This is a genomic window from Streptomyces eurythermus, assembly GCF_014649115.1.
Lineage (GTDB): Bacteria > Actinomycetota > Actinomycetes > Streptomycetales > Streptomycetaceae > Streptomyces > Streptomyces eurythermus.
This window is the reverse complement of sequence record NZ_BMSK01000012.1, coordinates 163,692-189,860: the sequence shown is the minus strand read 5'-3', so window position 1 is coordinate 189,860 and position 26,169 is coordinate 163,692. Positions and strand designations below refer to the sequence as shown.

The 26,169-nt window shown below is 70.2% G+C and carries 20 protein-coding genes; 13 read left to right on the top strand and 7 right to left on the bottom strand.

The window, feature by feature from the left end:
- Positions 1 to 197: 197 nt before the first annotated feature.
- From IE251_RS23545 to IE251_RS23530, 4 genes are all read right to left on the bottom strand, one after another.
- Entirely contained in the window at positions 198 to 1,814 is a 1,617-nt protein-coding gene (locus IE251_RS23545; protein WP_030781385.1) for a glycerol-3-phosphate dehydrogenase/oxidase, read from the bottom strand.
- 47 nt (positions 1,815 to 1,861) lie between these two features.
- Entirely contained in the window at positions 1,862 to 3,400 is a 1,539-nt protein-coding gene (glpK, locus tag IE251_RS23540; protein ID WP_189754982.1) for a glycerol kinase GlpK, read from the bottom strand.
- A gap of 79 nt (positions 3,401 to 3,479) precedes the next feature.
- Positions 3,480 to 4,274, bottom strand: coding sequence for an MIP/aquaporin family protein (locus tag IE251_RS23535; protein WP_189754981.1), 795 nt, complete (start codon positions 4,272 to 4,274; stop codon positions 3,480 to 3,482).
- 368 nt (positions 4,275 to 4,642) lie between these two features.
- Positions 4,643 to 5,407 carry an IclR family transcriptional regulator gene (locus tag IE251_RS23530; RefSeq protein WP_030781376.1) on the bottom strand — a complete coding sequence of 255 codons (765 nt, stop codon included), beginning with the start codon at positions 5,405 to 5,407 and terminating at the stop codon, positions 4,643 to 4,645.
- 275 nt (positions 5,408 to 5,682) lie between these two features.
- Here IE251_RS23530 and metH point away from each other — a divergent pair, with 275 nt between their 5' ends.
- From metH to IE251_RS23510, 4 genes are all read left to right on the top strand, one after another.
- Complete coding sequence (metH, locus tag IE251_RS23525) at positions 5,683 to 9,198, top strand: methionine synthase (protein WP_189754980.1); 3,516 nt, start codon at positions 5,683 to 5,685, stop codon at positions 9,196 to 9,198.
- A 111-nt stretch (positions 9,199 to 9,309) separates the two neighbouring features.
- On the top strand, positions 9,310 to 10,011 hold the full coding sequence (locus IE251_RS23520) for an HAD family hydrolase (protein ID WP_189754979.1): 702 nt from the start codon (positions 9,310 to 9,312) through the stop codon (positions 10,009 to 10,011).
- Between the two features lie 368 nt (positions 10,012 to 10,379).
- Complete coding sequence (locus IE251_RS23515; protein ID WP_189754978.1) at positions 10,380 to 11,984, top strand: ABC transporter substrate-binding protein; 1,605 nt, start codon at positions 10,380 to 10,382, stop codon at positions 11,982 to 11,984.
- Positions 11,985 to 12,081: 97 nt separating this feature from the next.
- Positions 12,082 to 13,665: an ABC transporter substrate-binding protein gene (locus IE251_RS23510; RefSeq protein ID WP_189754977.1), complete on the top strand. Its 1,584-nt coding sequence runs from the start codon at positions 12,082 to 12,084 to the stop codon at positions 13,663 to 13,665.
- Between the two features lie 82 nt (positions 13,666 to 13,747).
- Here the strand turns inward: IE251_RS23510 and IE251_RS23505 are convergent, their stop codons facing one another.
- On the bottom strand, positions 13,748 to 14,419 hold the full coding sequence (locus tag IE251_RS23505; protein WP_030781365.1) for a response regulator: 672 nt from the start codon (positions 14,417 to 14,419) through the stop codon (positions 13,748 to 13,750).
- A gap of 53 nt (positions 14,420 to 14,472) precedes the next feature.
- Positions 14,473 to 15,411, bottom strand: a complete 939-nt coding sequence (locus tag IE251_RS23500; RefSeq protein WP_229896902.1) for a RecB family exonuclease — start codon at positions 15,409 to 15,411, stop codon at positions 14,473 to 14,475.
- Between the two features lie 417 nt (positions 15,412 to 15,828).
- Between IE251_RS23500 and IE251_RS23495 the strand changes: the two genes are divergently transcribed.
- The 3 genes from IE251_RS23495 to IE251_RS23485 all read left to right on the top strand — a co-directional run bounded on the left by IE251_RS23495 (position 15,829) and on the right by IE251_RS23485 (position 19,165).
- Entirely contained in the window at positions 15,829 to 17,439 is a 1,611-nt protein-coding gene (locus tag IE251_RS23495) for a site-2 protease family protein (RefSeq protein ID WP_373302041.1), read from the top strand.
- Between the two features lie 52 nt (positions 17,440 to 17,491).
- The gene (locus IE251_RS23490; RefSeq protein WP_014671696.1) at positions 17,492 to 18,394 is read left to right on the top strand and encodes a tRNA (adenine-N1)-methyltransferase; all 903 of its coding nucleotides are present in this window, start codon (positions 17,492 to 17,494) and stop codon (positions 18,392 to 18,394) included.
- A 198-nt stretch (positions 18,395 to 18,592) separates the two neighbouring features.
- On the top strand, positions 18,593 to 19,165 hold the full coding sequence (locus tag IE251_RS23485; protein ID WP_189754974.1) for a hypothetical protein: 573 nt from the start codon (positions 18,593 to 18,595) through the stop codon (positions 19,163 to 19,165).
- Between the two features lie 30 nt (positions 19,166 to 19,195).
- Here the strand turns inward: IE251_RS23485 and IE251_RS23480 are convergent, their stop codons facing one another.
- Entirely contained in the window at positions 19,196 to 19,498 is a 303-nt protein-coding gene (locus tag IE251_RS23480) for a ferredoxin (RefSeq protein ID WP_059248384.1), read from the bottom strand.
- A 519-nt stretch (positions 19,499 to 20,017) separates the two neighbouring features.
- On the opposite strand from IE251_RS23480, the gene arc reads away from it, so the two are divergent.
- The 6 genes from arc (at position 20,018) to prcA (ending at position 26,161) form a co-directional block, all read left to right on the top strand.
- Positions 20,018 to 21,784, top strand: coding sequence for a proteasome ATPase (gene arc / locus IE251_RS23475; protein WP_189754973.1), 1,767 nt, complete (start codon positions 20,018 to 20,020; stop codon positions 21,782 to 21,784).
- 231 nt (positions 21,785 to 22,015) lie between these two features.
- Positions 22,016 to 23,527, top strand: coding sequence for a depupylase/deamidase Dop (gene dop / locus IE251_RS23470; RefSeq protein ID WP_342450966.1), 1,512 nt, complete (start codon positions 22,016 to 22,018; stop codon positions 23,525 to 23,527).
- Positions 23,528 to 23,698: 171 nt separating this feature from the next.
- Positions 23,699 to 23,917 carry a ubiquitin-like protein Pup gene (locus IE251_RS23465; protein WP_030608326.1) on the top strand — a complete coding sequence of 73 codons (219 nt, stop codon included), beginning with the start codon at positions 23,699 to 23,701 and terminating at the stop codon, positions 23,915 to 23,917.
- A 120-nt stretch (positions 23,918 to 24,037) separates the two neighbouring features.
- Positions 24,038 to 24,550, top strand: coding sequence for an endonuclease VII domain-containing protein (locus tag IE251_RS23460; RefSeq protein ID WP_308436576.1), 513 nt, complete (start codon positions 24,038 to 24,040; stop codon positions 24,548 to 24,550).
- Positions 24,502 to 25,347, top strand: a complete 846-nt coding sequence (gene prcB, locus IE251_RS23455; protein ID WP_030781331.1) for a proteasome subunit beta — start codon at positions 24,502 to 24,504, stop codon at positions 25,345 to 25,347. The genes IE251_RS23460 and prcB overlap by 49 nt, the downstream gene beginning before the upstream one ends.
- A 61-nt stretch (positions 25,348 to 25,408) precedes the next feature.
- Positions 25,409 to 26,161: a proteasome subunit alpha gene (prcA, locus tag IE251_RS23450; RefSeq protein ID WP_030781329.1), complete on the top strand. Its 753-nt coding sequence runs from the start codon at positions 25,409 to 25,411 to the stop codon at positions 26,159 to 26,161.
- Positions 26,162 to 26,169 lie beyond the last annotated feature (8 nt).

The following is a 26,169-nucleotide window of genomic DNA, read 5'->3' as shown; positions in this document are numbered from 1 at the left end:
GACCCACCAACCTTACGGCGTCCCGCGGGGGCGCCCGCAGCCCCCTTGCACGGGGGAGTGAACGGATCACTGCCCCGTTCACCACCGCTGAACACGCGGGCGCGCCGGACTCACAGCCGAGGGACGCGGACGCGCGCGGGGGCGCCTCCCCGGCCGGAGGCGCCCCCGCGGACGCGGCCCGTCCCTCGCGAGCGGGCCTACTTCCCGTCCAGGACCTCCTGGACCTTCGCCCGGACCTCGTCCGTGGCCAGGCCCCGGATGGTCAGCGTGGTGCGGCGGCGCAGCACGTCGTCCGGCGTCTCGGCCCACTCGTGGTCACGGGCCCACACCACCTGCGCCCAGATCTCCGGGGCGTCGGGGTGGACGCGCTCGGCCAGCTCCGGGTTCTCGTTCGCCAGCCGGGCGATGTCGAAGGCCAGCGAACCGTAGTGGGTGGCCAGGTGCCTGGCGGTGTCGGCGGCCATGCGCGGACCGGGCGCCGGGGCGTCGACCAGCAGCCGGTGGGCGACCGCGCGCGGGTTGGCGACACCGGGCAGCGGCAGCTTCTTCGGCAGCGAGGAGATCGGTTCGAAGTCGTCGCCGAGCGGGTGGCCCGGCAGCGCCTCGAGCTTCTTCATGATCGTGCGGCCGATGTGACGGAACGTCGTCCACTTGCCGCCCGCGACGGACAGCATGCCGCCCTTGCCCTCGGTCACCACGGTCTCCCGCTTGGCCTTGGCGGTGTCACCGGGGCCGCCCGGCAGCACCCGCAGACCGGCGAACGCGTAGGTGATCAGCTCGCGCCGCAGCTGCTGGTCCCGGACGGAGAACGCGGCCTCGTCCAGGATCTGGGCTATGTCCTTGTCATTGACGGACACGTCCGCCGGGTCGCCCTCGTACTCCTCGTCGGTGGTGCCGAGCAGCAGCATGTCCTCCCAGGGGAGGGCGAAGGTGATGCGGTACTTGTCGATGGGCGTGGCCAGCGCGGCCTTCCAGGGGGAGGTGCGCTTCAGGACCAGGTGCGCGCCCTTGGACAGCCGGATGGACGGCGCCGCGTTCGGGTCCTCCATCCTGCGCAGGTGGTCGACCCACGGGCCGGTCGCGTTCAGCACCAGGCGGGCGTTCACGCCGAACTCCTCGCCGGACAGCCGGTCCCTCAGGTCCGCGCCGGTCACCCGGCCCTGGGTGAAGCGCAGCCCGGTGACCTCGGCGTGGTTGAGGACGACCGCGCCCGCCTCGACGGCCGCGCGGACCGTCATCAGCGCCATGCGCGCGTCGTTCATCTGGTCGTCGCCGTACACGGCCACGGCCTTGAGGTTCTCGGTGCGCAGCTCGGGCACGTCCTGCGCCGCCTTGGCCGGCGAGAGCAGGTGGCCGACGCCGTCGCCGAACGCGGACAGCGCCGAGTAGGCGAAGACGCCCGCGCCGAGCTTGGCCGCGCCGTGCGGGCCGCCCTTGTACACCGGCAGGTAGAAGGTGAGCGGGTTCGCCAGGTGGGGGGCCACCTGGCGGGAGACCGCCCGGCGCTCGAAGTGGTTCTCCGCCACCAGCTTCACCGCGCCGGTCTGCAGGTAACGCAGGCCGCCGTGGAGCAGCTTGGAGGAGGCGGAGGAGGTGGCACCGGCGAAGTCGCCGGCGTCGACCAGGGCCACCCTGAGCCCGGACTGCGCGGCGTGCCAGGCGGTGGAGATGCCCAGGATGCCGCCGCCGATCACAAGAAGGTCGTACGACGCCTTGGAGAGCTGCTCCCTGGTCTCGGCGCGGCTCGGGTTGGAGCCGGAGGCCGGGCGCGTCCCCAGGGCAGGCACGGACTGCAGGGTGGACTGACTGGTCATGTCGGGTACTTACTCCTCGTCAGAGCTGACTGAGCCGGTTGAACCGCTCAGCTCTCGTCGTCGAGCCAGCCCATGGTCCGGTCGACGGCCTTGAGCCAGTTCTTGTACTCACGGGCGCGGGTCTCCGCGTCCATGCGGGGGGTCCACTCGGCGGCCCGGCGCCAGTTGGCGCGCAGGTCGTCGGTGCTGGACCAGAAGCCGACGGCGAGACCGGCGGCGTAGGCGGCGCCGAGGCAGGTGGTCTCGGCGACCATCGGGCGCACCACCGGCGCGTCCAGGACGTCGGCCAGGGTCTGCATCAGCAGGTTGTTGGCGGTCATGCCGCCGTCCACCTTGAGGGTCACCAGCTCGTCGCCGGAGTCCTTCACCATGGCGTCGGCGATCTCCCGCGTCTGCCAGGCGGTGGCCTCGAGGACGGCGCGCGCGAGGTGCGCCTTGGTCACGTACCGGGTCAGGCCGGCGATCACCCCGCGCGCGTCGGAGCGCCAGTGCGGGGCGAACAGGCCGGAGAAGGCCGGCACGAAGTACGCGCCGCCGTTGTCCTCGACCGAGAGCGCGAGCGTCTCGATCTCGGCGGCGGTGGAGATCAGGCCCATCTGGTCGCGCATCCACTGCACCAGCGAGCCGGTGACGGCGATCGAGCCCTCCAGGGCGTACACGGTCGGCTGGTCGCCGATCTTGTAGCCGACGGTGGTGAGCAGACCGGCGTAGGAGTTGATGATCTTCTCGCCGGTGTTCATCACCATGAAGGTGCCGGTGCCGTAGGTCGACTTGGTCTCGCCCTCGGAGAAACAGCACTGGCCGAAAAGGGCCGCCTGCTGGTCGCCGAGCGCGGAGGCGACCGGGATGCCGCCGAGCAGCTCGCCCAGGCGGCCGCCGCTGATCTCGCCGTAGACCTCGGCGGAGGAGCGGATCTCGGGCAGGATCTGCTCCGGCACGCCGATGGACTCGCAGATCTTGTCGTCCCACCGCATCGTGTGCAGGTTCATCAGCAGGGTGCGCGAGGCGTTGGTGACGTCGGTGACGTGCCGGCCGCCGTTCACCCCGCCGGTCAGGTTCCAGATGACCCAGGTGTCCATGGTGCCGAAGAGGATGTCGCCGGCCTCGGCGCGCTCGCGCAGGCCCTCGACGTTGTCGAGCAGCCAGCGGGCCTTGGGCCCGGCGAAGTACGACGCGAGCGGCAGGCCGGTCTCCCGGCGGAAGCGGTCCTGGCCGACGTTGCGGCCCAGCTCCCGGCACAGGGCGTCGGTGCGGGTGTCCTGCCAGACGATGGCGTTGTGGACGGGCTCACCGGTGTTCTTGTCCCACAGCACGGTGGTCTCGCGCTGGTTGGTGATGCCGATGGCCTTGATGTCGTCCCGGGTGATGCCGGCCTTGGCCACGGCGCCGGCGACGACCTCCTGGACGTTGGTCCAGATCTCGTTGGCGTCGTGCTCGACCCAGCCGGGCTTGGGGAAGATCTGCTCGTGCTCCTTCTGGTCGACGGCGACGATGCGGCCGTCCCGGTCGAAGACGATGCAGCGGGAGGAGGTGGTGCCCTGGTCGATCGCCGCGATGAAGGGGCCTGCGGTGTGGGCGTCGGTCACTGTGTGCTCCTGGAAGTCCGTGGTGTTGGGGCTGTGCGTGCGGCGTGCGCGCGAAGTCTCGGTGCTCTCCGCAAGCTTCCTAGGCGAAGGCGAGGTTGTAGATGCCCGCCGCGATCGCGCCGCCGGCCAGCGGACCGACCACCGGGATCCAGGCGTAGGACCAGTCGGAACCGCCCTTGTTGGGCAGCGGCAGCAGGGCGTGCACGATGCGCGGGCCGAGGTCGCGGGCCGGGTTGATCGCGTAGCCCGTCGGACCGCCCAGCGACAGACCGATGGAGACCACCACGAGCGCGGTGATCAGACCGCCGAGGACGCCGAGGCCGTTGCCCTGGTCGTTCAGGCCCTGGGTGAGGACGGCGAGGATCAGCACGACGGTGCCGATGATCTCCGTGGCGAGGTTCTGCGCCACGTTCCGGATCTCCGGACCGGTGGAGAAGATGCCGAGGACCGGGCCGGCGCCCTTCTCCTGGGCCTCGACGGCCTTGGCCGAGGTGGTCTGCGCGCCGGGGCCGCCGACGATCTCCTTGTCCGTCAGGTGGGCGAGGAACTGGCCGTAGTAGGCGACCCACACCAGGACGGCGCCGATGACGGCACCCAGCAGCTGACCGGCGAAGTAGGTCGGAACGTTGCTCCAGTCGCCGTCCTTGATGGCCAGGGCGACGGTGAGGGCCGGGTTGAGGTGCGCGCCGGACAGCGGCCCGGAGATGTACGCGGCCGTCATGACGGCGAAGCCCCACCCGAAGGCGATGGCGAGCCAGCCGGCGTTGCGGGCCTTGGAGGCCTTCAGCGTGACGGCGGCACAGACACCGCCGCCGAGCAGGATGAGTATGGCGGTACCGATGGTCTCGCCGATGAAGATGTCGGAGCTGGACACCCGCGACTCCTTTGTCCTTCGTCCAGGGGTAGCCGAACCCCGGGTCCCTCCGGTGGTTCTGGCGCCCTCGTGGGTGAGAGCGATGCCGGCCCTTGGCGTTGTCACACTCTAGCGCGTATTGCCGGTAGGTGTTCGACAATGCCGACCGATGGACGGGAGTCTTGTTCGGCGTTACCCGTGCGTCAAGGGTTCTGTTATCGGAAACAGGATCGTTATTGATCGCTGCGGGTTATCGAGCTTCGCGCCTGGACGTACGATATAGGACTTTTTGTCCGTTTCAGGGTAGATCGACAGCCGGAACGTCGCCCGACGTCCCGGCTGTTTCCCGTATGCGTGCGCCTCGCTCGCGGGGCCTGCCCCGGCCCGCCTCAGAACCGCCCGGCGCCCAGGTCCCGCGACACCGCGCGGGCACAGTCCCGCACCGCCGCGATCAGCTCCGGGCGCAGCTCGCCCTCCCGGCACAGCCGCTCCACCGCTCCCGTGATGCCGACCGCGCCCACCGGCATGCGGCGCCGGTCGTGGATGGGCGCGGCGATCGAGGCCACGCCCTCCCAGGTCTCCTCCACATCGGCCGCGTAGCCCCGCGCGCGCGTGAGGTCGAGGATGTGCTCGAAACCGGCGGCGTCGCACACCGTGCGGTCGGTGAACGGCTTGCGGTCGGCCTCCAGCGCCTCGCTGTGCGCCACCGGGTCGTACGCCGAGAGCACCTTGCCCAGCGCCGTGGAGTGCAGCGGCTGCATCGCCCCGATCTCCAGCACCTGCCGGCTGTCGTCGGGCCGGAAGACGTGGTGCACGATCAGCACCCCCTGCTGGTGCAGCACCCCCAGGTACACGCTCTCCCCGCTGGAGCGGGCCAGGTCGTCCGCCCACACCAGGGCCCGCGCGCGCAGCTCGTGCACGTCCAGGTAGGTGGTGCCCAGGCGCAGCAGCTCCGCGCCCAGCTGATAGCGGCCGGAGGCGTCGTCCTGCTCCACGAACCCCTCCTGCTGGAGGGTGCGCAGGATGCCGTGCGCCGTGCCCTTGGCGAGACCCAGCGACGAGGCGATGTCCGACAGCCCCAGCCGCCGTTCGCCGCCCGCGAGCAGCCGCAGCATCGCCGCCGCCCGTTCGAGCGACTGGATGTTCCGTGCCATCGCCGTCCTGCCTCCGTCCCCTTCGACTGCGTAGCGCGCAGTCACCGTTCGGCAATGCCGAACACTACCGGTCCATGCCGACCTCCCGCTAATGGTCGGACGCCACCTGTTACATCACACGAGATCCATGCGTGACATTCAGGCCACTCACGTCCGCCTCGTGGACGTGGTGCCCATCCAAGCCGACTCCCGGTTACCCTGACGCCGTGCGGCAAGCCCCGCCCGTCCGGGGAAGCCGCATAGCCGACAGCCGTCGCATCCCAGGGAGCCCTTACATGGCCTCGTCGCCAACGTCCCCTTCCGCCGACAGCCGGGCCCGTGTGTCCGCGCTCCGCGAGGCGCTCGCCACCCGTGTGGTGGTCGCCGACGGAGCCATGGGCACGATGCTCCAGGCCCAGGAGCCCACCCTCGAGGACTTCGAGAACCTCGAGGGCTGCAACGAGATCCTCAACCTGACCCGCCCCGACATCGTCCGCTCCGTCCACGAGGCGTACTTCGCCGTCGGCGTGGACTGCGTGGAGACGAACACGTTCGGCGCCAACCATTCCGCGCTCGGCGAGTACGACATCTCCGACCGGGTCCACGAGCTCTCGCAGGCCGGCGCCCGGGTGGCCCGGGAGACCGCCGACGAGTTCACCGCACGGGACGGCCGGCCGCGCTGGGTGCTGGGCTCCATGGGCCCGGGCACCAAGCTGCCCACCCTGGGCCACGCCCCCTACGCCACCCTGCGCGACGCCTACCAGCAAAACGCCGAGGGCCTGCTCACCGGCGGCGCCGACGCCCTGCTGGTGGAGACCACCCAGGACCTGCTCCAGACCAAGGCCGCCGTCCTCGGCGCCCGGCGCGGCATCGAGGCCCTGGGCCTGGACGTGCCGGTGATCGTGTCGGTGACGGTCGAGACCACCGGCACCATGCTGCTGGGCTCGGAGATCGGCGCGGCGCTGACCGCGCTGGAACCGCTCGGCATCGACATGATCGGCCTGAACTGCGCCACCGGCCCGGCCGAGATGAGCGAGCACCTGCGCTACCTCGCCCGCAACGCCCGCATCCCGCTGTCCTGCATGCCCAACGCGGGCCTGCCGGTCCTCGGCAAGGACGGCGCCCACTACCCGCTGACCGCGCCGGAGCTGGCCGACGCCCAGGAGACCTTCGTCCGCGAGTACGGCCTGTCGCTGGTCGGCGGCTGCTGCGGCACCACGCCCGAGCACCTGCGCCAGGTCGTGGAGCGGGTCCGGGGCGTCACCCCGCCCGAGCGCGACCCCCGCCCCGAACCGGGCGCGGCCTCCCTCTACCAGTCCGTCCCCTTCCGGCAGGACACCTCCTACCTGGCCATCGGCGAGCGGACGAACGCCAACGGGTCGAAGAAGTTCCGCGAGGCGATGCTGGAGGGCCGCTGGGACGACTGCGTGGAGATGGCCCGGGAGCAGATCCGCGAGGGCGCGCACATGCTCGACCTGTGCGTGGACTACGTCGGCCGGGACGGTGTCGCGGACATGGAGGAACTGGCGGGCCGCTTCGCCACCGCCTCTACGCTGCCCATCGTGCTGGACTCCACCGAGGTCGACGTGATCCGGGCGGGCCTGGAGAAGCTCGGCGGCCGCGCCGTGATCAACTCGGTGAACTACGAGGACGGCGACGGCCCCGACTCCCGGTTCACGCAGGTCACCCGGCTGGCCCGGGAGCACGGCGCGGCGCTGATCGCGCTGACCATCGACGAGGAGGGCCAGGCCCGCACCCCGGAGAAGAAGGTCGAGATCGCGGAACGGCTGATCGCGGACCTGACCGGGAACTGGGGCATCCGCGAGGAGGACATCCTCATCGACACCCTGACCTTCACCATCTGCACCGGTCAGGAGGAGTCCCGCAAGGACGGCATCGCCACCATCGAGGCGATCCGCGAGCTGAAGCGGCGCCACCCGGCGGTGCAGACCACACTGGGCCTGTCGAACATCTCCTTCGGCCTGAACCCGGCCGCGCGGATCCTGCTGAACTCGGTGTTCCTGGACGAGTGCGTCAAGGCGGGTCTGGACTCGGCGATCGTGCACGCCAGCAAGATCCTGCCGATCGCCCGGTTCAGCGAGGAAGAGGTCACCACCGCCCTCGACCTCATCTACGACCGCCGCAGCGAGGGCTACGACCCGCTGCAGAAGCTCATGCAGCTCTTCGAGGGCGCCACCGCGAAGTCCCTGAAGGCGGGCAAGGCCGAGGAACTGGCCGCGCTGCCGCTGGAGGAACGGCTCAAGCGGCGGATCATCGACGGTGAGCGCAACGGCCTGGAGGCCGACCTCGACGCGGCCCTCCAGGACCGTCCGGCGCTGGAGATCGTCAACGACACCCTGCTCGACGGGATGAAGGTCGTCGGGGAACTGTTCGGCTCCGGGCAGATGCAGCTGCCGTTCGTGCTGCAGTCCGCCGAGGTGATGAAGGCCGCGGTGGCCTACCTGGAACCGCACATGGAGAAGTCGGACGCCGAGGGCAAGGGCACCATCGTGCTGGCGACCGTGCGCGGCGACGTGCACGACATCGGCAAGAACCTGGTCGACATCATCCTGTCCAACAACGGCTACAACGTGGTCAACCTCGGCATCAAGCAGCCCGTCTCCGCGATCCTGGAGGCCGCCGAGGAACACCGCGCGGACGTGATCGGCATGTCCGGGCTCCTGGTGAAATCCACCGTGATCATGAAGGAGAACCTGGAGGAACTCAACCAGCGCGGCCTGGCCGCCCGGTTCCCCGTCATCCTCGGCGGCGCCGCCCTCACCCGCGCCTACGTCGAACAGGACCTGCACGAGATCTACGAGGGCGAGGTCCGCTACGCCCGGGACGCCTTCGAGGGCCTGCACCTGATGGACGCCCTGATCGGCGTCAAGCGCGGCGTCCCCGGCGCCAAACTCCCCGAACTGCGCCAGCGCCGGGTCCGCGCCACGGCCACCGCGCAGACGGAGGAGAAGCCGGAGCAGGGCGCCGTCCGCTCCGACGTCGCCACCGACAACCCCGTGCCCGCCCCGCCGTTCTGGGACACCCGGATCGTCAAGGGCATCCCGCTCAAGGACTACGCGAGCTGGCTGGACGAGGGCGCGCTGTTCAAGGGCCAGTGGGGACTGAAGCAGGCCCGCACCGGCGAGGGCCCCACCTACGAGGAACTGGTCGAGAACGAGGGCCGGCCCAGGCTGCGCGGCCTGCTGGACCGCCTCCAGACCGACAACCTCCTCGAGGCCGCGGTGGTCTACGGCTACTTCCCGTGCGTGTCCAAGGACGACGACCTGATCATCCTGGACGAGCACGGCAACGAACGCACCCGCTTCACCTTCCCCCGCCAGCGCCGGGGCCGGCGGCTGTGCCTGGCCGACTTCTTCCGCCCCCAGGAATCGGGCGAGACCGATGTCGTCGGCTTCCAGGTCGTCACCGTCGGCTCACGCATCGGCGAGGAGACCGCGAAGCTGTTCGAGGCCAACGCCTACCGCGACTACCTGGAACTGCACGGCCTGTCGGTACAGCTGGCCGAGGCACTCGCCGAGTACTGGCACGCCCGGGTACGCGCCGAACTCGGCTTCGGCGGCGAGGACCCGGCCGACATCGAGGACATGTTCGCCCTGAAGTACCGGGGCGCCCGGTTCTCCCTCGGCTACGGCGCCTGCCCCGACCTGGAGGACCGCGCCAAGATCGCCGACCTGCTCCGCCCGGAACGCATCGGCGTCCACCTGTCCGAGGAGTTCCAGCTCCACCCCGAACAGTCCACCGACGCCATCCTGATCCACCACCCCGAAGCCAAGTACTTCAACGCACGGTGACGCACATCTCACTCGGCACACTGATCGGATAAGTCGTACACTGGTCGGTCCACCGCAGGCCGGTTCCCCACCGGGGAACCGGCCTGGTCGTCCCTCAAGGAGGTGCGCCGGATGACCAGCACGGTCCCCGCGCTAGGAACCCGTACGGCCGAAGGCTCCGCCCTGCAAGCGGTGCTGCTGGACATGGACGGCACCCTGGTGGACTCCGAAGGCTTCTGGTGGGACGTCGAGGTCGAGGTCTTCGCCTCCCTCGGACACACCCTGGACGAGACCTGGCGCCATGTCGTGGTCGGCGGCCCCATGGCCCGCAGCGCCGGCTTCCTCATCGAGGCCACCGGCGCCGACATCGGCCTCGCCGAACTCACCGTACTGCTCAACGAGGGCTTCGAGAGCCGCATCGACAGCGGACTGCCGCTGATGCCCGGCGCCGCCCGGCTGCTCGCCGAACTGCACGCGCACGAGATCCCCACCGCCCTGGTCTCCGCCTCCCACCGCCGCATCATCGACCGCGTGCTGACCGTGCTGGGCCCGCACCACTTCACCCTGTCCATCGCCGGCGACGAGGTCTCCCGCACCAAGCCCTTCCCGGACCCCTATCTGCTCGCCGCCGCCGGACTCGGCGCCGACCCGGCCCGGTGCGCCGTGATCGAGGACACCGCCACCGGGGTCGCCGCGGCCGAGGCCGCCGGCTGCCGCGTGGTCGCCGTCCCCTCCGTCGCCCCCATCGGCCCGGCCCTGGGACGCACCGTCGTCTCCTCCTTGGAGGAAGTCGACCTGGCGTTCCTGCGCGGCATGATGACGGAAACGCACTAGCCGTCCGGAGTCGGCCGCACGGCCGAATCCAATCGGCCGGAAGCACGGCCCCAGGTGTGATGTTCACCACTCGCCGGGGCCCCGACAACGTTGCCGAGGCATGTCGGCCGACCCCTCGGAGGCGGTTCGGACGTGCCCTTGTGTCCCGTTTGATGGGAAGCTGCACTAATCCTGCCGCTGTCGGGTTTTCGGTGTGTCCGCGACCGGTTCCCCTGCGTGATGGCGAGTCAACTCACGCGGCCGTGAACCCCCCTGCGGGTGCGGACTAATCTCATCGCGAGAACACCGCCGAGAACCCCCGTGATCCCCAAGCACCACCCCCGCATGCCGGATACACGGACCCGAAACAGCTCTGGAGAAACTCCCGCATGAACCGCAAGACTTTGGTGCTGCCGGCGGTGGCCGGCCTGCTCACCCCGGTTCTCGCCGCGTGCGGCGGATCCGACAGCGGGAGCACGAGCGGTGACGCCATCGTCGTCGGTACCACGGACCGGTTCGCGGCCACCAAGGAAGCCCCCGCGCCCCTCGACCCGGCCTACGCCTACGACGTCGGCACGTGGAACATCCTGCGCCAGTCCGTGCAGACCCTGATGGCGCAGCCCAAGGGCGAGGGCGAGCCCGTCCCGGACGCCGCCGAGAGCTGCTCCTTCACCGACAGCGGCAGCGAGCGCTACGCCTGCAAGCTGCGCGAGGGCCTGAAGTTCGCCGGCGGCGACCCGGTGACCGCCGAGGACGTCAAGTACTCCATCGAGCGGGTGCTGCGCATCAACTCCGACAGCGGTGTGTCCGCCCTGCTGAACACCATCGACACGATCGAGACGCAGGGCGACCGCGACGTCGTCTTCCACCTGAAGACCGCCGACGCCACCTTCCCGTACAAGCTGTCCACCCCGGTCGCGGGCATCGTCAACCCGAAGGACTACCCGAAGGACAAGCTCCGCGAGGGCTTCGACATCGACGGCTCCGGCCCGTACACCTTCAAGGCCGACGTCGACGACGACGCCATGACCACGGCCACCTTCACCAAGAACCCTTCCTACAAGGGCAATGTGACGGTGAACAACGACAAGGTCGAACTGCGCTCCTTCACCGACGCCGACGCCATGGGCGAGGCGATCGACAAGGGCGACATCGACGTCATGACCCGCACCATGTCGCCCGCGCAGATCCAGAAGCTGGACACCGGCGACGACGAGAAGGTCGACCTGGTCGACATGCCCGGCCTGGAGATCCGCTACCTGGCCTTCAACACCAACGCCACCAGCGTCAAGGACAAGGCCGTACGCCAGGCCATGGCCCAGGTCATCAACCGCGGCGAACTGGTCTCCAAGGTCTACGGCACCCAGGCCGAGCCCCTGTACTCGCTGGTCCCGGCCACCGTCACCGGCCACTCCAACTCGTTCTTCAACCAGTACGGCAACCCCAGCGCCGACAAGGCCAAGTCCCTGCTCGCCAAGGCCGGCGTCACCACCCCGGTGAAGCTCACCCTGCACTACACGACCGACCACTACGGCTCGGCCACCAAGCAGGAGTTCGAGATCCTGCAGAAGCAGCTCAACGACAGCGGCCTGTTCGACGTCACCATCCAGGGCCACCCCTGGTCGACCTTCCGGCCCGCCGAGCAGAAGGGCGAGTACGACGTCTACGGCATGGGCTGGTTCCCCGACTTCCCGGACGCCGACAACTTCCTCGCGCCCTTCCTGGACAAGGACAACTTCCTCGGCTCGCCGTACAGCAACAGCACCATCCAGCGCACGCTGATCCCGCAGTCCCGCCGCGAGGCCGACCGGCTCGGCGCGACCAAGAGCCTGACCGACATCCAGGACGCCGTCGCCGAGGACGTCCCCGTCCTGCCGCTGTGGCAGGGCAAGCAGTACGTCGCCGCCCGCGACGACATCACGGGCACGGCCTACGCCCTCAACTCCTCCTCCACGCTCCAGCTGTGGGAGCTCGGCCGCGGCGTGAGCGGCTGACGGCTCCCGGACCCGGGGCCGCGCACGGTGCGGCCCCGGGTGCCCGGGTCCAGGGATGGCGGACCCGGGCTGACGAACCGACGACAAGGCACTTCGAGTGAACCTGCGCAACCAGTGGCCGGTCCTGCCCCTCACGGCGGTGCTGGCCTCCGGCCTGTTGACCGGCTGTGGATCCGAGTCCGGTGACTCCGGGGGCACCGGCTCCTCCGTGGTGATGGGGATGTCCGACGACGTCCTCGCCACGGACCCGGCGGCCGGCTACGACCCCGGCTCCTGGCTGTTGTTCAACAACGTCTTCCAGTCGCTGCTCAGCTTCCCCAAGGGCTCGACCGAACCCCAGCCCGAACTGGCGAAGCAGTGCGGCTTCACCGACACCCGGGCCATGGTCTACAAGTGCGAACTGAAGGACGGCCTGAAGTTCAGCAACGGTGACGACCTCACCTCCGAGGACGTGAAGTTCACCTTCGACCGCATGCTGAAGATCGCCGACCCGGCCGGTCCCGCCCTGATGTTCCCGATGCTCGACAAGGTCGAGACACCGGACGCCAAGACCGCCGTCTTCCACCTGAAGGTGCCCGACGCCACCTTCCCCAGCAAGATCGCCTCCGGCGCCGGCTCCATCGTGGACCACCGCCAGTACGACGCGAACGCCCTGCGCACCGACCACCAGGCGATCGGCTCCGGCCCCTACAAACTGGACTCCTTCGACAAGGACCAGGCCGTCTTCTCCGTCAACGGCCACTACAAGGGCAGCGCCAAGCCGAACAACTCCGGCGTCACCCTGAAGTTCTTCCACGGCGACCGCACAGCGCTGAAGGAAGCCCTCCTCGGCGGCGACATCGACATCGCCTACCGAGGCCTGACCGCGGCCGACATCACCCAGCTCGACCAGCAGAACGACAGCAAGGGCATCGACGTCATCGAGGGCACCAGCGCCGAGGTGCAGCACCTGGTCTTCAACATGAAGGACCCGGTGGCCGGCAAGCTCGGCGTCCGCAAGGCCATCGCCTACCTCATCGACCGCGACGCCCTGATCAAGGACGTCTACCAGGGCACCGCCACCCCGCTGTACTCGATCGTCCCGGCCGGTGTCGCGGGCCACAACACCGCCTTCTTCGACACCTACGGCGCCCGGCCCTCCCAGGCCAAGGCCGCCGCCGCGCTGCGCGCCGACGACATCACCGGCAAGGTGAAGCTCACCCTGTGGTCCACGCCGTCCCGCTACGGCCCCGCCACCGACGAGGAGCTCAAGGCCATCGCCGAACAGCTCAACGCCAGCGGCCTGTTCGACGCCGACGTCAAGTCCGTCGCCTTCGACCAGTACGAGAAGGACATCGCCGCCGGCAAGTACGGCGTCTATGTGAAGGGCTGGATCCCGGACTACCCGGACGCCGACAACTTCACCGCCCCCTTCTTCGGCAAGGGCAACGTGCTGAACAACCACTACGACAACAGCACCATCACCGGAACCCTGCTCCCCGGCACCGCCGCGCAGAGCGACCGCGCGGCCACCGACAAGGACTTCGGCAAGCTCCAGAGCATCGTCGCCGACGAACTGCCCGTGCTGCCGGTCTGGCAGGCCAAGCAGTACGCGGTCGTCCGCGACGGCGTGTACGGCCTGGAGTACTGCCTCGACTCCTCCACGGTGTTCCGCTTCTGGGAACTCAGCAAGAGCAGCTGACACCGGACACGCCGAAGGGCGCCCCGCTCCACAAGGAGAGGGGCGCCCTTCGCCGTCGTCACACACCGTGCCCGGCGGACGCCTACTGGGCGCCGGGACGCACCAGCCCGCTCTCGTACGCGTACACCGCCGCCTGCACCCGGTCCCTGAGCCCCAGCTTGGTCAGCACATGGCCCACATGCGTCTTCACCGTCGTCTCGCTGACGAACAGATCCGCCGCGATCTCCGCGTTGGACAGCCCGCGCGCCACCAGCTTCAGCACCTCCACCTCACGGTCCGTGAGCGTGTGCAGGGTGTCCGGCACCGGTTCCTCACCGGACGGCAGATGCGTGGCGTACTTGTCCAGCAGCCGCCGGGTGATGCTCGGCGCGAGCATCGCCTCGCCGTTCGCCACCACCCGGATCGCCTGCACCAGCTCGTTGGCGGGCGCGTCCTTCAGCAGAAAGCCGCTCGCCCCGGCGCGCAGCGCCTCCACCACGTACTCGTCCAGGTCGAAGGTGGTCAGCACCAGCACCTTGGCCGGGCCGTCCCGGCCGGGACCGGTGATCTGCCGGGTGGCCTCCACACCGTCCATCCGCGGCATCCGGATGTCCATGAGCACCACATCCGGTTGCAGTGCTCGTACCTGGTCGAGGGCCTGGAGACCGTCACCGGCCTCGCCGACGACCGCGAGATCCTGCTCGGCCTCCAGGATCATCCGGAAACCCGTACGCAGCAGGGGCTGGTCGTCGACCAGTAGGACACGGATGGCCACGTGACACTCCTTCGCTAGTCCGGCCCCATTCTGCCCTGCCCCCGTTCCCCGCCTCACCCCGCCCGCGACCCGGGCGCCCTAACCGGCAGCGGATAGGGCGGGGGAGTGCCGCCGAACTCCGGACAGTGCGCCCGGTGGTCGCACCAGCCGCACAGCTTGGTCGGCCGGGGCCGCCAGTCCCCGCTCTCCGTGGCCTGCCTGATGGCCTCCCACAACGCGTGCAGCCTGCGCTCCACCCGCTCCAGATCGGCCGGGACCGGGTCGTACGTCAGCATGTCCCCGCTGCCCAGGTACACCAGCTGGAGCCGGCGCGGCACGACGCCCTTCAGCCGCCAGACGACCAGGGCGTAGAACTTCATCTGGAAGAGCGCGCCCTCGGCGTACTCCGGGCGCGGGGCCTTGCCCGTCTTGTAGTCGACGATCCGCACCTCGCCGGTCGGCGCCACGTCCACCCGGTCGATGATCCCGCGCAGCCGCAGCCCCGAGTCCAGCTCGGTCTCCACGAACAGCTCCCGTTCGGCCGGCTCCAGCCGCGTGGGGTCCTCCAGCGTGAACCAGCGCTCCACCAGCCGCTCCGCCTCGGCGAGCCAGCCGGCCAGCCGCTCGCCCTCCGGATCGTCGGCGAACAGCTCGGTCAGCTCGGGACGGCTCTCCCGCAGCCGGTCCCACTGCCCCGGGATCAGCGCCTTCGCCCGGGGCGCGGTCCGCTCCCCGGCGGGCGCGTCGAACAGCCGCTCCAGCACGGCGTGCACCAGCGTGCCCCGGGTCGCCGCCTCGCTCGGCTTCTCCGGCAGCCGGTCGATCACCCGGAACCGGTACAGCAGCGGACACTGCATGAAGTCACTGGCCCGGGACGGCGACAGCGAGACCGGCGCGAGGGCGCCGCGCTCGCCGGCGGCCCCCTCCGGGCCACCGCCCGCCGCCGGGCCGGTCCCCGCCCCGGCCGCGTCTGTCGCCTCCGGCGTCACTGCCTCGTCGATGCTGCTGTCCATGCCCCAGACCATACGGCCCGGCACCGACAGCGCCCCAGTCGCGGCCGCGCGCCGCCCCGGCCGCCGCCCGCGTCACCGGCGTCCGCCAGGCGAACACCAGGGGTGCCGGGGCGGAACGCGCCGCCACGGGCGCATACCATCGACCCGAGACCCTTCCGACCAGGCAGGTGCGGAAGACGCTTCGAACGAGGGGACACCGTGGACGTGAGCGGCGGGAGCGGGCAGCCCCGGTCCGGCGACGACAGGCCGGCCAAGGACGCCGCGGACCCTACGGCCCCGGCGACCGGACCCACCGACCACCGCGGCCCCGGGCCCCGGGGGAACACGTCCGAGGAGGACTCCGCCCCGGCACCCCGAACGAACGCCGACCCCACCGAAGACGGCCCCGAGGGCACCCCCTCCGCCGCGGAGCGGCCCGTGACCGACGGCCCCGAGGGCACCCCCTCCGGTCCGGAACAGCCCACCACCGAAGGCCCCGCGGACACCCCCACGCCCGGCGAGCGGCCCGTGGCCGACGGCCCGGCGGGCACCTCCTCCGGTCCGGAGCGGCCCACCACCGAAGGCCCGGCGGACATCCCCACGCCCGCAGAGCGGCCTGTGGCCGACGGCCCGGCGGGCACCTCCTCCGGCCCGGAGCGGCCCACCACCGAAGGCCCCGCGGACACCCCCACCCCCGGAGAGCGGCCCGCCGCCCACGGCACGGACGCCTCCGACAGCCGCTCCACCGGCCACACCACCCCGCCCGCGGCCCCCGCCCCGGCCCAACCGGACCGGCACGCCCCCACTCCCGCCCCCACCCCCGGCCAGCACCACTCCTTCGCGCACTCCGGTATCGCCAAGGGGCGGCCGCCCGGCCCGCGGCCCAAGGAACCCGGTCCCGGCGGCGGCATCCTCATGGGCCGCCCCTTCGGCGTGCCCGTCTACGTCGCGCCGAGCTGGTTCCTCGTCGCCGCCCTGATCACCTGGGTCTTCGGCGGCCAGCTCGACCGCGTGCTGCCCGAACTCGGCGCCGCCCGCTACCTGGTCTCCCTCTTCTTCGCGGTCGCCTTCTACGCCTCCGTCCTGGTCCACGAGCTGGCCCACACGGTCGCCGCGATCCGCTTCAAGCTCCCGGTGCGCCGCATCCAGCTCCAGTTCTTCGGCGGCGTCTCGGAGATCGAGAAGGAGGCCGAGACCCCCGGCCGGGAGTTCGTGCTCGCCTTCGTCGGCCCGCTGCTCTCCCTGGTGCTGGCCGGCCTGTTCTACCTCGCCATGAAACCGGTCGAGCCCGGCACCGTACCGGGCGTCCTGCTGGCCGGACTGATGATCTCCAACCTCATCGTGGCGATCTTCAACTTCCTCCCGGGCCTGCCCCTGGACGGCGGCCGCATGCTCCGCGCTGTCGTCTGGAAGATCACCGGCAAGCCGATGAGCGGCACCATCGCCGCCGCCTGGGTGGGCCGCGCCCTCGCCGTCTCCGTCCTGATCGGCCTGCCGCTGCTGAACTCCTCCGGCGTCCTCGGCGACGGCGGGGAGGACGTCGGCGGCATGGACACCGTCACCGACGCCCTGCTCGCCGCCATCCTCGCCGCGATCATCTGGACCGGCGCCGGCAACAGCCTGCGCATGGCCCGGCTGCGCGAACACCTCCCCGAACTGCGCGCCCGCACCCTCACCCGGCGGGCCGTGCCGGTCGAGAACGACACCCCGCTCTCCGAGGCGCTGCGCCGCGCCAACGCCGCCGGTGCCCGCGCCCTGGTCGTGGTCGACGCCGACGGCACCCCGGTCTCCCTCGTCCGCGAGGCCGCCATCGTCGGCGTACCCGAACACCGCCGCCCCTGGGTGGCCGTCAGCGGCCTCGCCCAGGAGCTCACCGACGGCATGCGGGTCTCCGCCGAGCTGGCCGGGGAGGACCTCCTGGACGTGCTGCGCGCCACCCCCGCCACCGAATACCTGGTCGTCGAGGAGACCGGCGAGATCTACGGCGTCCTGTCGGCGGCGGACGTCGAGCGGGCCTTCGTCAGGGCGATGGCCCGGCCCGCGTCGTAACGCCCCCCTGGCGACGGTCAAGCCCCCCGCGGGAACCCGGTAGGCTGGTCACATGTCCGAACCGACCGGTGCCGCCCGCAGGCGCGGGCCCTTCAAGGTCGGGGACCAGGTACAGCTGACCGACCCCAAGGGCCGCCACTACACGTTCACGCTCGAAGCCGGAAAGAACTTCCACACCCACAAGGGTTCCTTCCCGCACGACGAACTGATCGGCGCTCCCGAGGGCAGCGTTGTCCGGACCACCGGCAACGTGGCCTACCTCGCGCTGCGCCCCCTGCTCCCCGACTACGTCCTCTCCATGCCCCGCGGGGCAGCCGTCGTCTACCCGAAGGACGCGGGGCAGATCCTCGCCTTCGCCGACATCTTCCCCGGCGCCCGCGTCGTGGAGGCCGGCGTCGGCTCCGGTTCGCTCAGCAGCTTCCTGCTGCGCGCCATCGGCGACCAGGGCATGCTGCACTCCTACGAGCGCCGCGAGGACTTCGCCGACATCGCCCGGCAGAACGTCGAGCGCTACTTCGGCGGCCCGCACCCCGCCTGGCAGCTCACCGTCGGCGACCTCCAGGACAACCTGTCCGACACCGACGTGGACCGCGTCATCCTCGACATGCTCGCCCCCTGGGAGTGCCTGGAGGCCGTCTCCAAGGCGCTCGTCCCCGGCGGCATCCTGTGCTGCTACGTGGCCACCACCACCCAGCTCGCCCGGACCGTGGAGTCCATCCGGGAGATCGGCTGCTTCAACGAGCCGACCGCCTGGGAGACCATGATCCGCAACTGGCACATCGAGGGCCTGGCGGTCCGCCCGGACCACCGGATGATCGGCCACACCGGCTTCCTGCTCACCGCCCGCCGCCTCGCGGACGGCGTCGAGCCGCCCATGCGCCGCCGCCGCCCCGCCAAGGGCGCCTACGGCGAGGACTACGCCGGCCCCAACGCCGACGGCGGCGCCGGCCGCTGACCGGCCCGCACCCACCGCAACGCGAGGGCGCCGTGCCCGAGTTCCCCGTCCACGACGGGAACCCGGGCACGGCGCCCGTCCGTTGACCCGGCACCGGCCGGGACCTCCCGCGCGCGGACCCCGCCGTTCCCCCGCTCTGTGACGTGTGGCACGATGCAGGCCATCCCACCGGCACCGCCCTCGCAGGAGACACTCCTCGTGCAGCAATCCGCCGTCCCGGAACTCGCGCACACCCGGACCCGGCCCATCCACTGGGTCGCCACCGCCGCGGCCCTCGCGGGTGTCGTGGCCCTCTCCTCGGTCGTCCGGCCCGAACCGGCCACGGCCGTCCAGCCCGCCCCCGGTTCCCACGGCAGACCCGCCGCCGCGCCGCCGAGCACCACCGGCGTCGACTTCCCCCTGGACTGCGGGCCGGTGAAAGCCGTGGTCGCCAAGAAGGCCACCGGCGACCTGGACGGCGACGACCGGCCGGAAACCATCGCCGTGGTCCACTGCGACGCCCCCATGGGCACCCCGCCCGACGGGGTCTACGTCCTCACCCGCGGCGCCGGCGGCCGCACCGCCCGCGTGGTCGCCACCCTGGTCCGGCCCGAGGAGCGGCTCACCGTGACCGAATTCGGCATACACGAGCGCGCGGTCTCCGCCACCCTGCTCGGCTACTCCTCGGACGCCGTGCCCAGTTGCTGCCCCGACACACGGACCCCGGCCACCTGGCGGTGGAACGGGAACGCCTTCCTCCGCTCCACCCCCGCCGGGGCACACAGCGTCTGAACCGGACTCACCTGGCGCCGGGCCCGTGACTCACTCCGCGTCGGGCCCGTACACCTCGACCCTGTCCGAAACCCGGCGGACGTGGATGCACTCGCCGGGACACTCCTTCGCCGAGTCCACCACGTCCGTCAGCAGCGGCAGCGGCACCGGCACGGTCGCCCCCGGCGCCTGGAGCAGTTCGTCGTCCGCGCCCTTCACATAGGCGAGCCCGTCGATGTCCAGCTCGAACACCTCCGGGGCGTACTGGGCACAGATCCCGTCGCCGGTACACAGGTCCTGGTCGATCCAGACCTCCAGCGCCTCGCCGCCCGGGGCCTCCTGCTGCACGGTCATCTCTCCTGCCTTCGGTTCGCCGGACGTCCCGGCGCCCCGAGGGCCGGCCGGGTCCGCACCAGCGGTCGTTGAACACCCCCGACCCTACCTCCGGCCGCTTCTCGGCCATGGGGCGCCGTCCGGGGTTTCCGGCCGTCGCCGCCCGGGTACCAGCGCCGGACCGGGAGAGGGAAGCACCGGCGGCCGGACCGATCGTCCCCAGCCGCCACGGCAGTCACACCGTCCGTCTGAACCGTCGCTCTACGTGATGATCGTACGAGCGCACTGTGTGCTGCCCGGATCCCGGCCGAACGGTCCCCGTACGGACAACTCCGGCCAGTCACGAAGGGTTTCGACCACAGGATGCATGGAACAAGCTGCTTTCCCCTCACGTTGAGTGGGTATCCCCTCCGTGCGAGGGAGTGTGCAGCGGGTGACCGACGACACACCTTGACAGTCTTTGTGATCTAGGGGTTTCAATCGACACCCACCCAGGTAGGGTCTGGAAGCGTCCAGCTCCCCTTGGAGGAGGTGAGGACCGTGGCAGCCCACGACGACGACATGAACCGCGGCATCCGCCCGGGACGCGGGTCCGACGACCCGGCCGGGCAGATCGCCTACCTTGAGCAGGAGATCGCCGTCCTGCGCCGCAAGCTCGCCGACTCTCCGCGTCACACGAGGATTCTCGAAGAGCGGATCGTCGAGCTGCAGACCAACCTGGCCGGCGTGTCCGCCCAGAACGAGCGGCTGGCCAACACCCTGCGCGAGGCCCGCGACCAGATCGTGGCCCTCAAGGAGGAGGTCGACCGGCTCGCCCAGCCGCCGGCCGGCTTCGGTGTCTTCCTGCAAGCCAACGAGGACGGCACCGCCGACATCTTCACCGGCGGCCGCAAACTCCGGGTGAACGTCAGCCCCAGCGTCGAACTCGACGAGCTGAGGCGCGGCCAGGAGGTCATGCTCAACGAAGCGCTCAACGTGGTCGAGGCCATGGAGTTCGAGCGCGTCGGCGACATCGTCACCCTCAAGGAGATCCTCGAGGACGGCGAGCGCGCCCTCGTACTCGGGCACACCGACGAGGAGCGGGTGGTCCGGCTCGCCGAACCCCTGCTCGGCACCACCATCCGCGCCGGTGACGCCCTCCTGCTCGAACCCCGCTCCGGCTACGTCTACGAGGTCGTACCCAAGAGCGAGGTCGAGGAACTGGTCCTCGAAGAGGTCCCCGACATCGGCTACGAACAGATCGGCGGCCTCGGCAACCAGATCGAGGCCATCCGCGACGCGGTCGAGCTGCCGTACCTCTACCCCGACCTGTTCAAGGAGCACGAGCTGCGCCCGCCCAAGGGCGTCCTGCTCTACGGCCCGCCCGGCTGCGGCAAGACCCTCATCGCCAAGGCCGTCGCGAACTCGCTCGCCAAGAAGGTCGCCGAGGTCACCGGCCAGGCCGCCGGCAAGAGCTTCTTCCTGAACATCAAGGGCCCCGAGCTGCTCAACAAGTACGTCGGCGAGACCGAGCGGCAGATCCGCCTGGTCTTCCAGCGGGCCCGCGAGAAGGCCAGCGAGGGCACCCCCGTCATCGTCTTCTTCGACGAGATGGAATCCCTCTTCCGCACCCGCGGCTCCGGTGTCAGCTCGGACGTGGAGAACACCATCGTCCCCCAGCTGCTCGCCGAGATCGACGGTGTCGAGGGCCTGCAGAACGTGGTCGTCATCGGCGCCTCCAACCGCGAGGACATGATCGACCCCGCCATCCTGCGTCCCGGCCGGCTCGACGTGAAGATCAAGATCGAGCGTCCCGACGCCGAGGCCGCGAAGGACATCTTCGGCAAGTACCTCACCGAGCGCCTCCCGCTGCACGCCGACGACCTCGCCGAACACGGCGGGGACAAGGCCGCCACGGTCCAGGGCATGATCCAGACCGCGGTCGAGCAGATGTACGCCGAATCCGAGGAGAACCGCTTCCTGGAAGTCACCTACGCCAACGGTGACAAGGAAGTCCTCTACTTCAAGGACTTCAACTCCGGCGCCATGATCGAGAACATCGTGGGCCGCGCCAAGAAAATGGCGATCAAGGACTTCCTGGAAAAGACCCAGAAGGGCCTCCGCGTCTCCCACCTCCTCCAGGCCTGCGTGGACGAGTTCAAGGAGAACGAGGACCTGCCCAACACCACCAACCCCGACGACTGGGCCCGCATCTCCGGAAAGAAGGGCGAACGGATCGTGTACATCCGTACCCTCATCACCGGAAAGCAGGGCGCGGACACCGGACGCTCCATCGACACGGTGGCGAACACCGGTCAGTACCTGTAACGGCAGGGCGGCTGCGGGTGCCCTCGGCGGGTACCCGCAGCCGCCTGTTTTTCCGGCCACGACCGGAGCAGCCAATGACGCAAATGATCTCCCCACCAGCGCAAAGGCGTTCTAGGCTCGTTCCTGCCGCCGAGTCGCGCCGTGCGGGGACGGGCACCGCACACGCACCGGAGCGCCAGCGCACTTGAGCGGCGCCCACGACCGAGGGTGCCGCCGGGCAAGGAGGGCCGCATGACCGTACGGCGAGTAATGGGCATCGAGACGGAGTACGGGATCTCCGTCCCCGGCCACCCCAACGCCAATGCCATGCTCACCTCGTCCCAGATCGTCAACGCCTACGCGGCGGCGATGCACCGGGCCCGCCGGGCCCGCTGGGACTTCGAGGAGGAGAACCCGCTGCGGGACGCACGAGGCTTCGACCTCGCCCGGGAGGCCGCCGACGCCAGCCAGCTCACCGACGAGGACATCGGCCTGGCCAATGTGATCCTCACCAACGGCGCGCGCCTGTACGTCGACCACGCCCACCCCGAGTACAGCGCCCCCGAGGTCACCAACCCCCGCGACGCCGTCCTGTGGGACAAGGCCGGCGAGCGGATCATGGCCGAGGCCGCCGAGCGGGCGGCACAGCTTCCCGGCGCCCAGCCGATCCACCTCTACAAGAACAACACCGACAACAAGGGCGCCTCCTACGGCACGCACGAGAACTACCTGATGAAGCGGGAGACCCCCTTCTCGGACATCGTGCGCCACCTCACGCCCTTCTTCGTCTCCCGCCAGGTCTTCGCCGGCGCCGGCCGCGTCGGCATCGGCCAGGACGGCCACGAGCACGGCTTCCAGCTCAGCCAGCGCGCGGACTACTTCGAGGTCGAGGTCGGCCTGGAGACGACGCTCAAGCGCCCCATCATCAACACTCGCGACGAGCCGCACGCGGACGCCGAGAAGTACCGCCGGCTCCACGTGATCATCGGCGACGCGAACCTGTCCGAGATCTCGACCTACCTCAAGCTGGGCACCACCGCGCTGGTCCTGTCCATGATCGAGGACGGCTTCATCGCCGTGGACCTCGCCGTGGACCAGCCCGTGCGCACCCTGCACCAGGTCTCGCACGACCCGTCGCTCAAGCGCCTGGTCACCCTGCGCAGCGGGCGCACCCTCACCGCGGTCCAGTTGCAGATGGAGTACTTCGAGCTGGCCCGCAAGTACGTCGAGGAGCGCTACGGCGCCGACGCCGACGACCAGACCAAGGACGTCCTCAGCCGCTGGGAGGACACCCTGACCCGGCTGGAGAACGACCCCATGAGCCTGGCCGGCGAGCTGGACTGGGTCGCCAAGCGCGAGCTGATGGAGGGCTACCGCCGCCGCGACGACCTCGACTGGGACGCCGCCCGGCTGCACCTGGTCGACCTCCAGTACGCCGACGTACGCCCCGAGAAGGGCCTCTACAACCGTCTGGTGGCCCGCGGACGCATCAAGCGCCTCCTGGACGAGTCCGAGGTCGACCGGGCCCGTACGAAGCCGCCGGAGGACACACGGGCGTACTTCCGCGGGCGCTGCCTGGAGCAGTACGCCGACGACGTCGCGGCCGCCTCCTGGGACTCGGTCATCTTCGACCTCCCGGGCCGCGACTCCCTGCAGCGCGTCCCAACCCTGGAACCGCTACGCGGAACGCGAAATCACGTCAAGGAACTCCTGGACCGCTGCCGGACGGCGGAAGACCTGGTCAGGGTCTTGTCCGGCAGCTGAGCACGGTCAGCGGACACTCGTACCGCCCCGGGCGGGCGGGGTGGAAACCCCACCGCCCGGGAATCATCGAGGTAGGCCCCGCACGTTGTGGAAACTGCGGGGCCGATGTCGGACCCGGCCTATAGGGTCTGATCATCACCGATCGGCAGGCGAACTGAGCGGGGTGAGGTTATGGCGACCAAGGACACCGGCGGCGGCCAGCAGAAGGCCACCCGGTCCACCGAGGAGGTCGAGGAGCAGGCGCAGGACGCGCAGGCTTCCGAGGACCTGAAGGAACGGCACGAGAAGCTGTCGGACGACGTGGACTCGGTACTGGACGAGATCGACGACGTACTCGAGGAAAACGCAGAGGACTTCGTTCGGAGCTTCGTTCAGAAGGGTGGCCAGTAGGTTTCGCCTTCGAATCGAAGGAGTCGGGCGGGGAGTCGGTTGGCAACCGAAGAAGGCGTGAAGCGCTGCTCGCGGTGCAAGCAGCACAAGCCGCGAGCAGCGTTCGCGCGAAACAAGGCGATGGGCGACGGGCTGCAGGCGTATTGCCGTGAGTGCGCGGCTACCTATCACCAGCAACGGCAGGTGGCCAAGGGGCGCAATGTCCGTCCGAGGGTCGAGGCACCCCCGGGGCACAAGTACTGCCGTACGTGTGGCGAGATCAAGCCGCACAGCGAGTGGACGAGGAACCGCAGTGCCTCCGACGGCTTGGCGACTCTCTGCAAGACATGCAAGGCGGCGAAAGGGCGCGAACGCCATCTGCGGCGCAACTACGGCCTGACCGAGGCTGAGCGTGACGCGATGATCGCTGCCCAGCGAGGCTTGTGTGCGATCTGTCTGGACGCCCCGCCCGTGCATGTGGATCACTGCCACAGGACGGGTAGGGTCCGTGGCGTACTGTGCTTCAACTGCAATTCGGCCATCGGCAAATTGCGGGATGACCCCGACGTTGGCCGTCGTGCTGTTGCATACCTGGAAGGAAACCTGTGGAAGCCAACACTCGTAGCACCGGGCGTCTACCAGCTGCCTTCCTGACGCCAGGATCCTCCTCGTTCATGGACTTCCTCGCCGAGCACCAGCCCGAGCTGCTGCCCGGCAACCGCCAGCTGCCGCCCACACAGGGCGTGATCGAGGCGCCGCACGGAACGACCATCGTGGCCGTGACGTTCCCCGGCGGGGTCGTCCTCGCCGGCGACCGCCGGGCCACGATGGGCAATGTGATCGCCCAGCGGGACATCGAGAAGGTGTTCCCGGCCGACGAGTACTCGGCGGTCGGTATCGCCGGCACCGCCGGCCTGGCCGTGGAGATGGTCAAGCTCTTCCAGCTGGAGCTGGAGCACTTCGAGAAGGTCGAGGGCGCCCAGCTGTCGCTGGAGGGCAAGGCGAACCGGCTGTCGACCATGATCCGTTCCAACCTCGGCATGGCCATGCAGGGCCTGGCCGTGGTCCCCCTGTTCGCGGGGTACGACCTGGACCGCGAGAAGGGGCGCATCTTCTCCTACGACGTCACGGGCGGCCGCTCCGAGGAGCACAACTTCGCGGCGACGGGCTCGGGCTCGATCTTCGCGCGCGGTGCGATGAAGAAGCTGTTCCGGGACGACCTGACCGAGGAGCAGGCCACCACACTGGTGGTGCAGGCCCTGTACGACGCGGCTGACGACGACTCGGCGACCGGTGGTCCCGATGTCGCCCGCCGGATCTACCCGATCATCACCGTGATCACCGAGGACGGCTTCCGCCGGCTCACCGAGCAGGAGGCGTCGGAGCTGTCCCGCGCGGTGCTCCAGAAGCGCCTGGAGGAGCCCGACGGCCCCAAGGCCGCCCTGCTCTGAGCGCGGGCCCGGTTCTTATCAAGGTGATCCAGTGACCATGACAGAAAGGGACGGATAACCGGTGTCGACGCCGTTCTATGTCTCACCTCAGCAGGCCATGGCCGACCGGGCGGAGTACGCCCGCAAGGGCATCGCCCGTGGCCGCAGCCTGGTCGTGCTGCAGTACGCCGACGGCATCGTGTTCGTCGGCGAGAACCCGTCCCGCGCGCTGCACAAGTTCAGCGAGATCTACGACCGGATCGGCTTCGCCGCGGCCGGGAAGTACAACGAGTACGAGAACCTGCGCATCGGCGGCGTCCGCTATGCCGACCTGCGCGGTTACACCTACGACCGCGACGATGTCACCGCGCGCGGCCTGGCCAACGTCTACGCGCAGACGCTGGGCACGATCTTTTCCTCGGCGGCCGAGAAGCCCTACGAGGTGGAGCTGGTGGTGGCCGAGGTCGGGGAGACCCCGGAGGGCGACCAGATCTACCGGCTGCCGCACGACGGCTCCATCGTGGACGAGCACGGCTCGGTCGCGGTGGGCGGCAACGCGGAGCAGATCAGCAGCTTCCTGGACCAGCGCCACCGTGACGGCATGAGCCTGGCGGAGGCGCTGAAGCTGGCGGTGCAGGCGCTGTCCCGGGACACCAACGGCAGCGAGCGGGAGATCCCCGCCGAGCGGCTGGAGGTGGCGGTGCTGGACCGTACCCGCCCGCAGAAGCGGAAGTTCAAGCGGATCGTGGGCCGGCAGCTGGACCGGCTGCTGGCGGCGGACGGCGCGAGCACGGAGGCGGAGAGCTCCGCGGAGGACGGTTCCGAGGAGCAGTGAGCCGCCCG

Bases quoted from the DNA above. Each gene is read 5' to 3' on its own strand.
- IE251_RS23530 (WP_030781376.1), bottom strand. From the start codon at position 5,407: ATGGCACGGAACATCCAGTCGCTCGAACGGGCGGCGGCGATGCTGCGG.
- IE251_RS23490 (WP_014671696.1), top strand. From the start codon at position 17,492: ATGTCCGAACCGACCGGTGCCGCCCGCAGGCGCGGGCCCTTCAAGGTC.
- metH (WP_189754980.1), top strand. From the start codon at position 5,683: ATGGCCTCGTCGCCAACGTCCCCTTCCGCCGACAGCCGGGCCCGTGTG.
- IE251_RS23520 (WP_189754979.1), top strand. From the start codon at position 9,310: ATGACCAGCACGGTCCCCGCGCTAGGAACCCGTACGGCCGAAGGCTCC.
- IE251_RS23515 (WP_189754978.1), top strand. From the start codon at position 10,380: ATGAACCGCAAGACTTTGGTGCTGCCGGCGGTGGCCGGCCTGCTCACC.
- IE251_RS23545 (WP_030781385.1), bottom strand. From the start codon at position 1,814: ATGACCAGTCAGTCCACCCTGCAGTCCGTGCCTGCCCTGGGGACGCGC.
- IE251_RS23460 (WP_308436576.1), top strand. From the start codon at position 24,038: ATGGGCGACGGGCTGCAGGCGTATTGCCGTGAGTGCGCGGCTACCTAT.
- IE251_RS23500 (WP_229896902.1), bottom strand. From the start codon at position 15,411: ATGGACAGCAGCATCGACGAGGCAGTGACGCCGGAGGCGACAGACGCG.
- IE251_RS23465 (WP_030608326.1), top strand. From the start codon at position 23,699: ATGGCGACCAAGGACACCGGCGGCGGCCAGCAGAAGGCCACCCGGTCC.
- dop (WP_342450966.1), top strand. From the start codon at position 22,016: ATGACCGTACGGCGAGTAATGGGCATCGAGACGGAGTACGGGATCTCC.
- IE251_RS23480 (WP_059248384.1), bottom strand. From the start codon at position 19,498: ATGACCGTGCAGCAGGAGGCCCCGGGCGGCGAGGCGCTGGAGGTCTGG.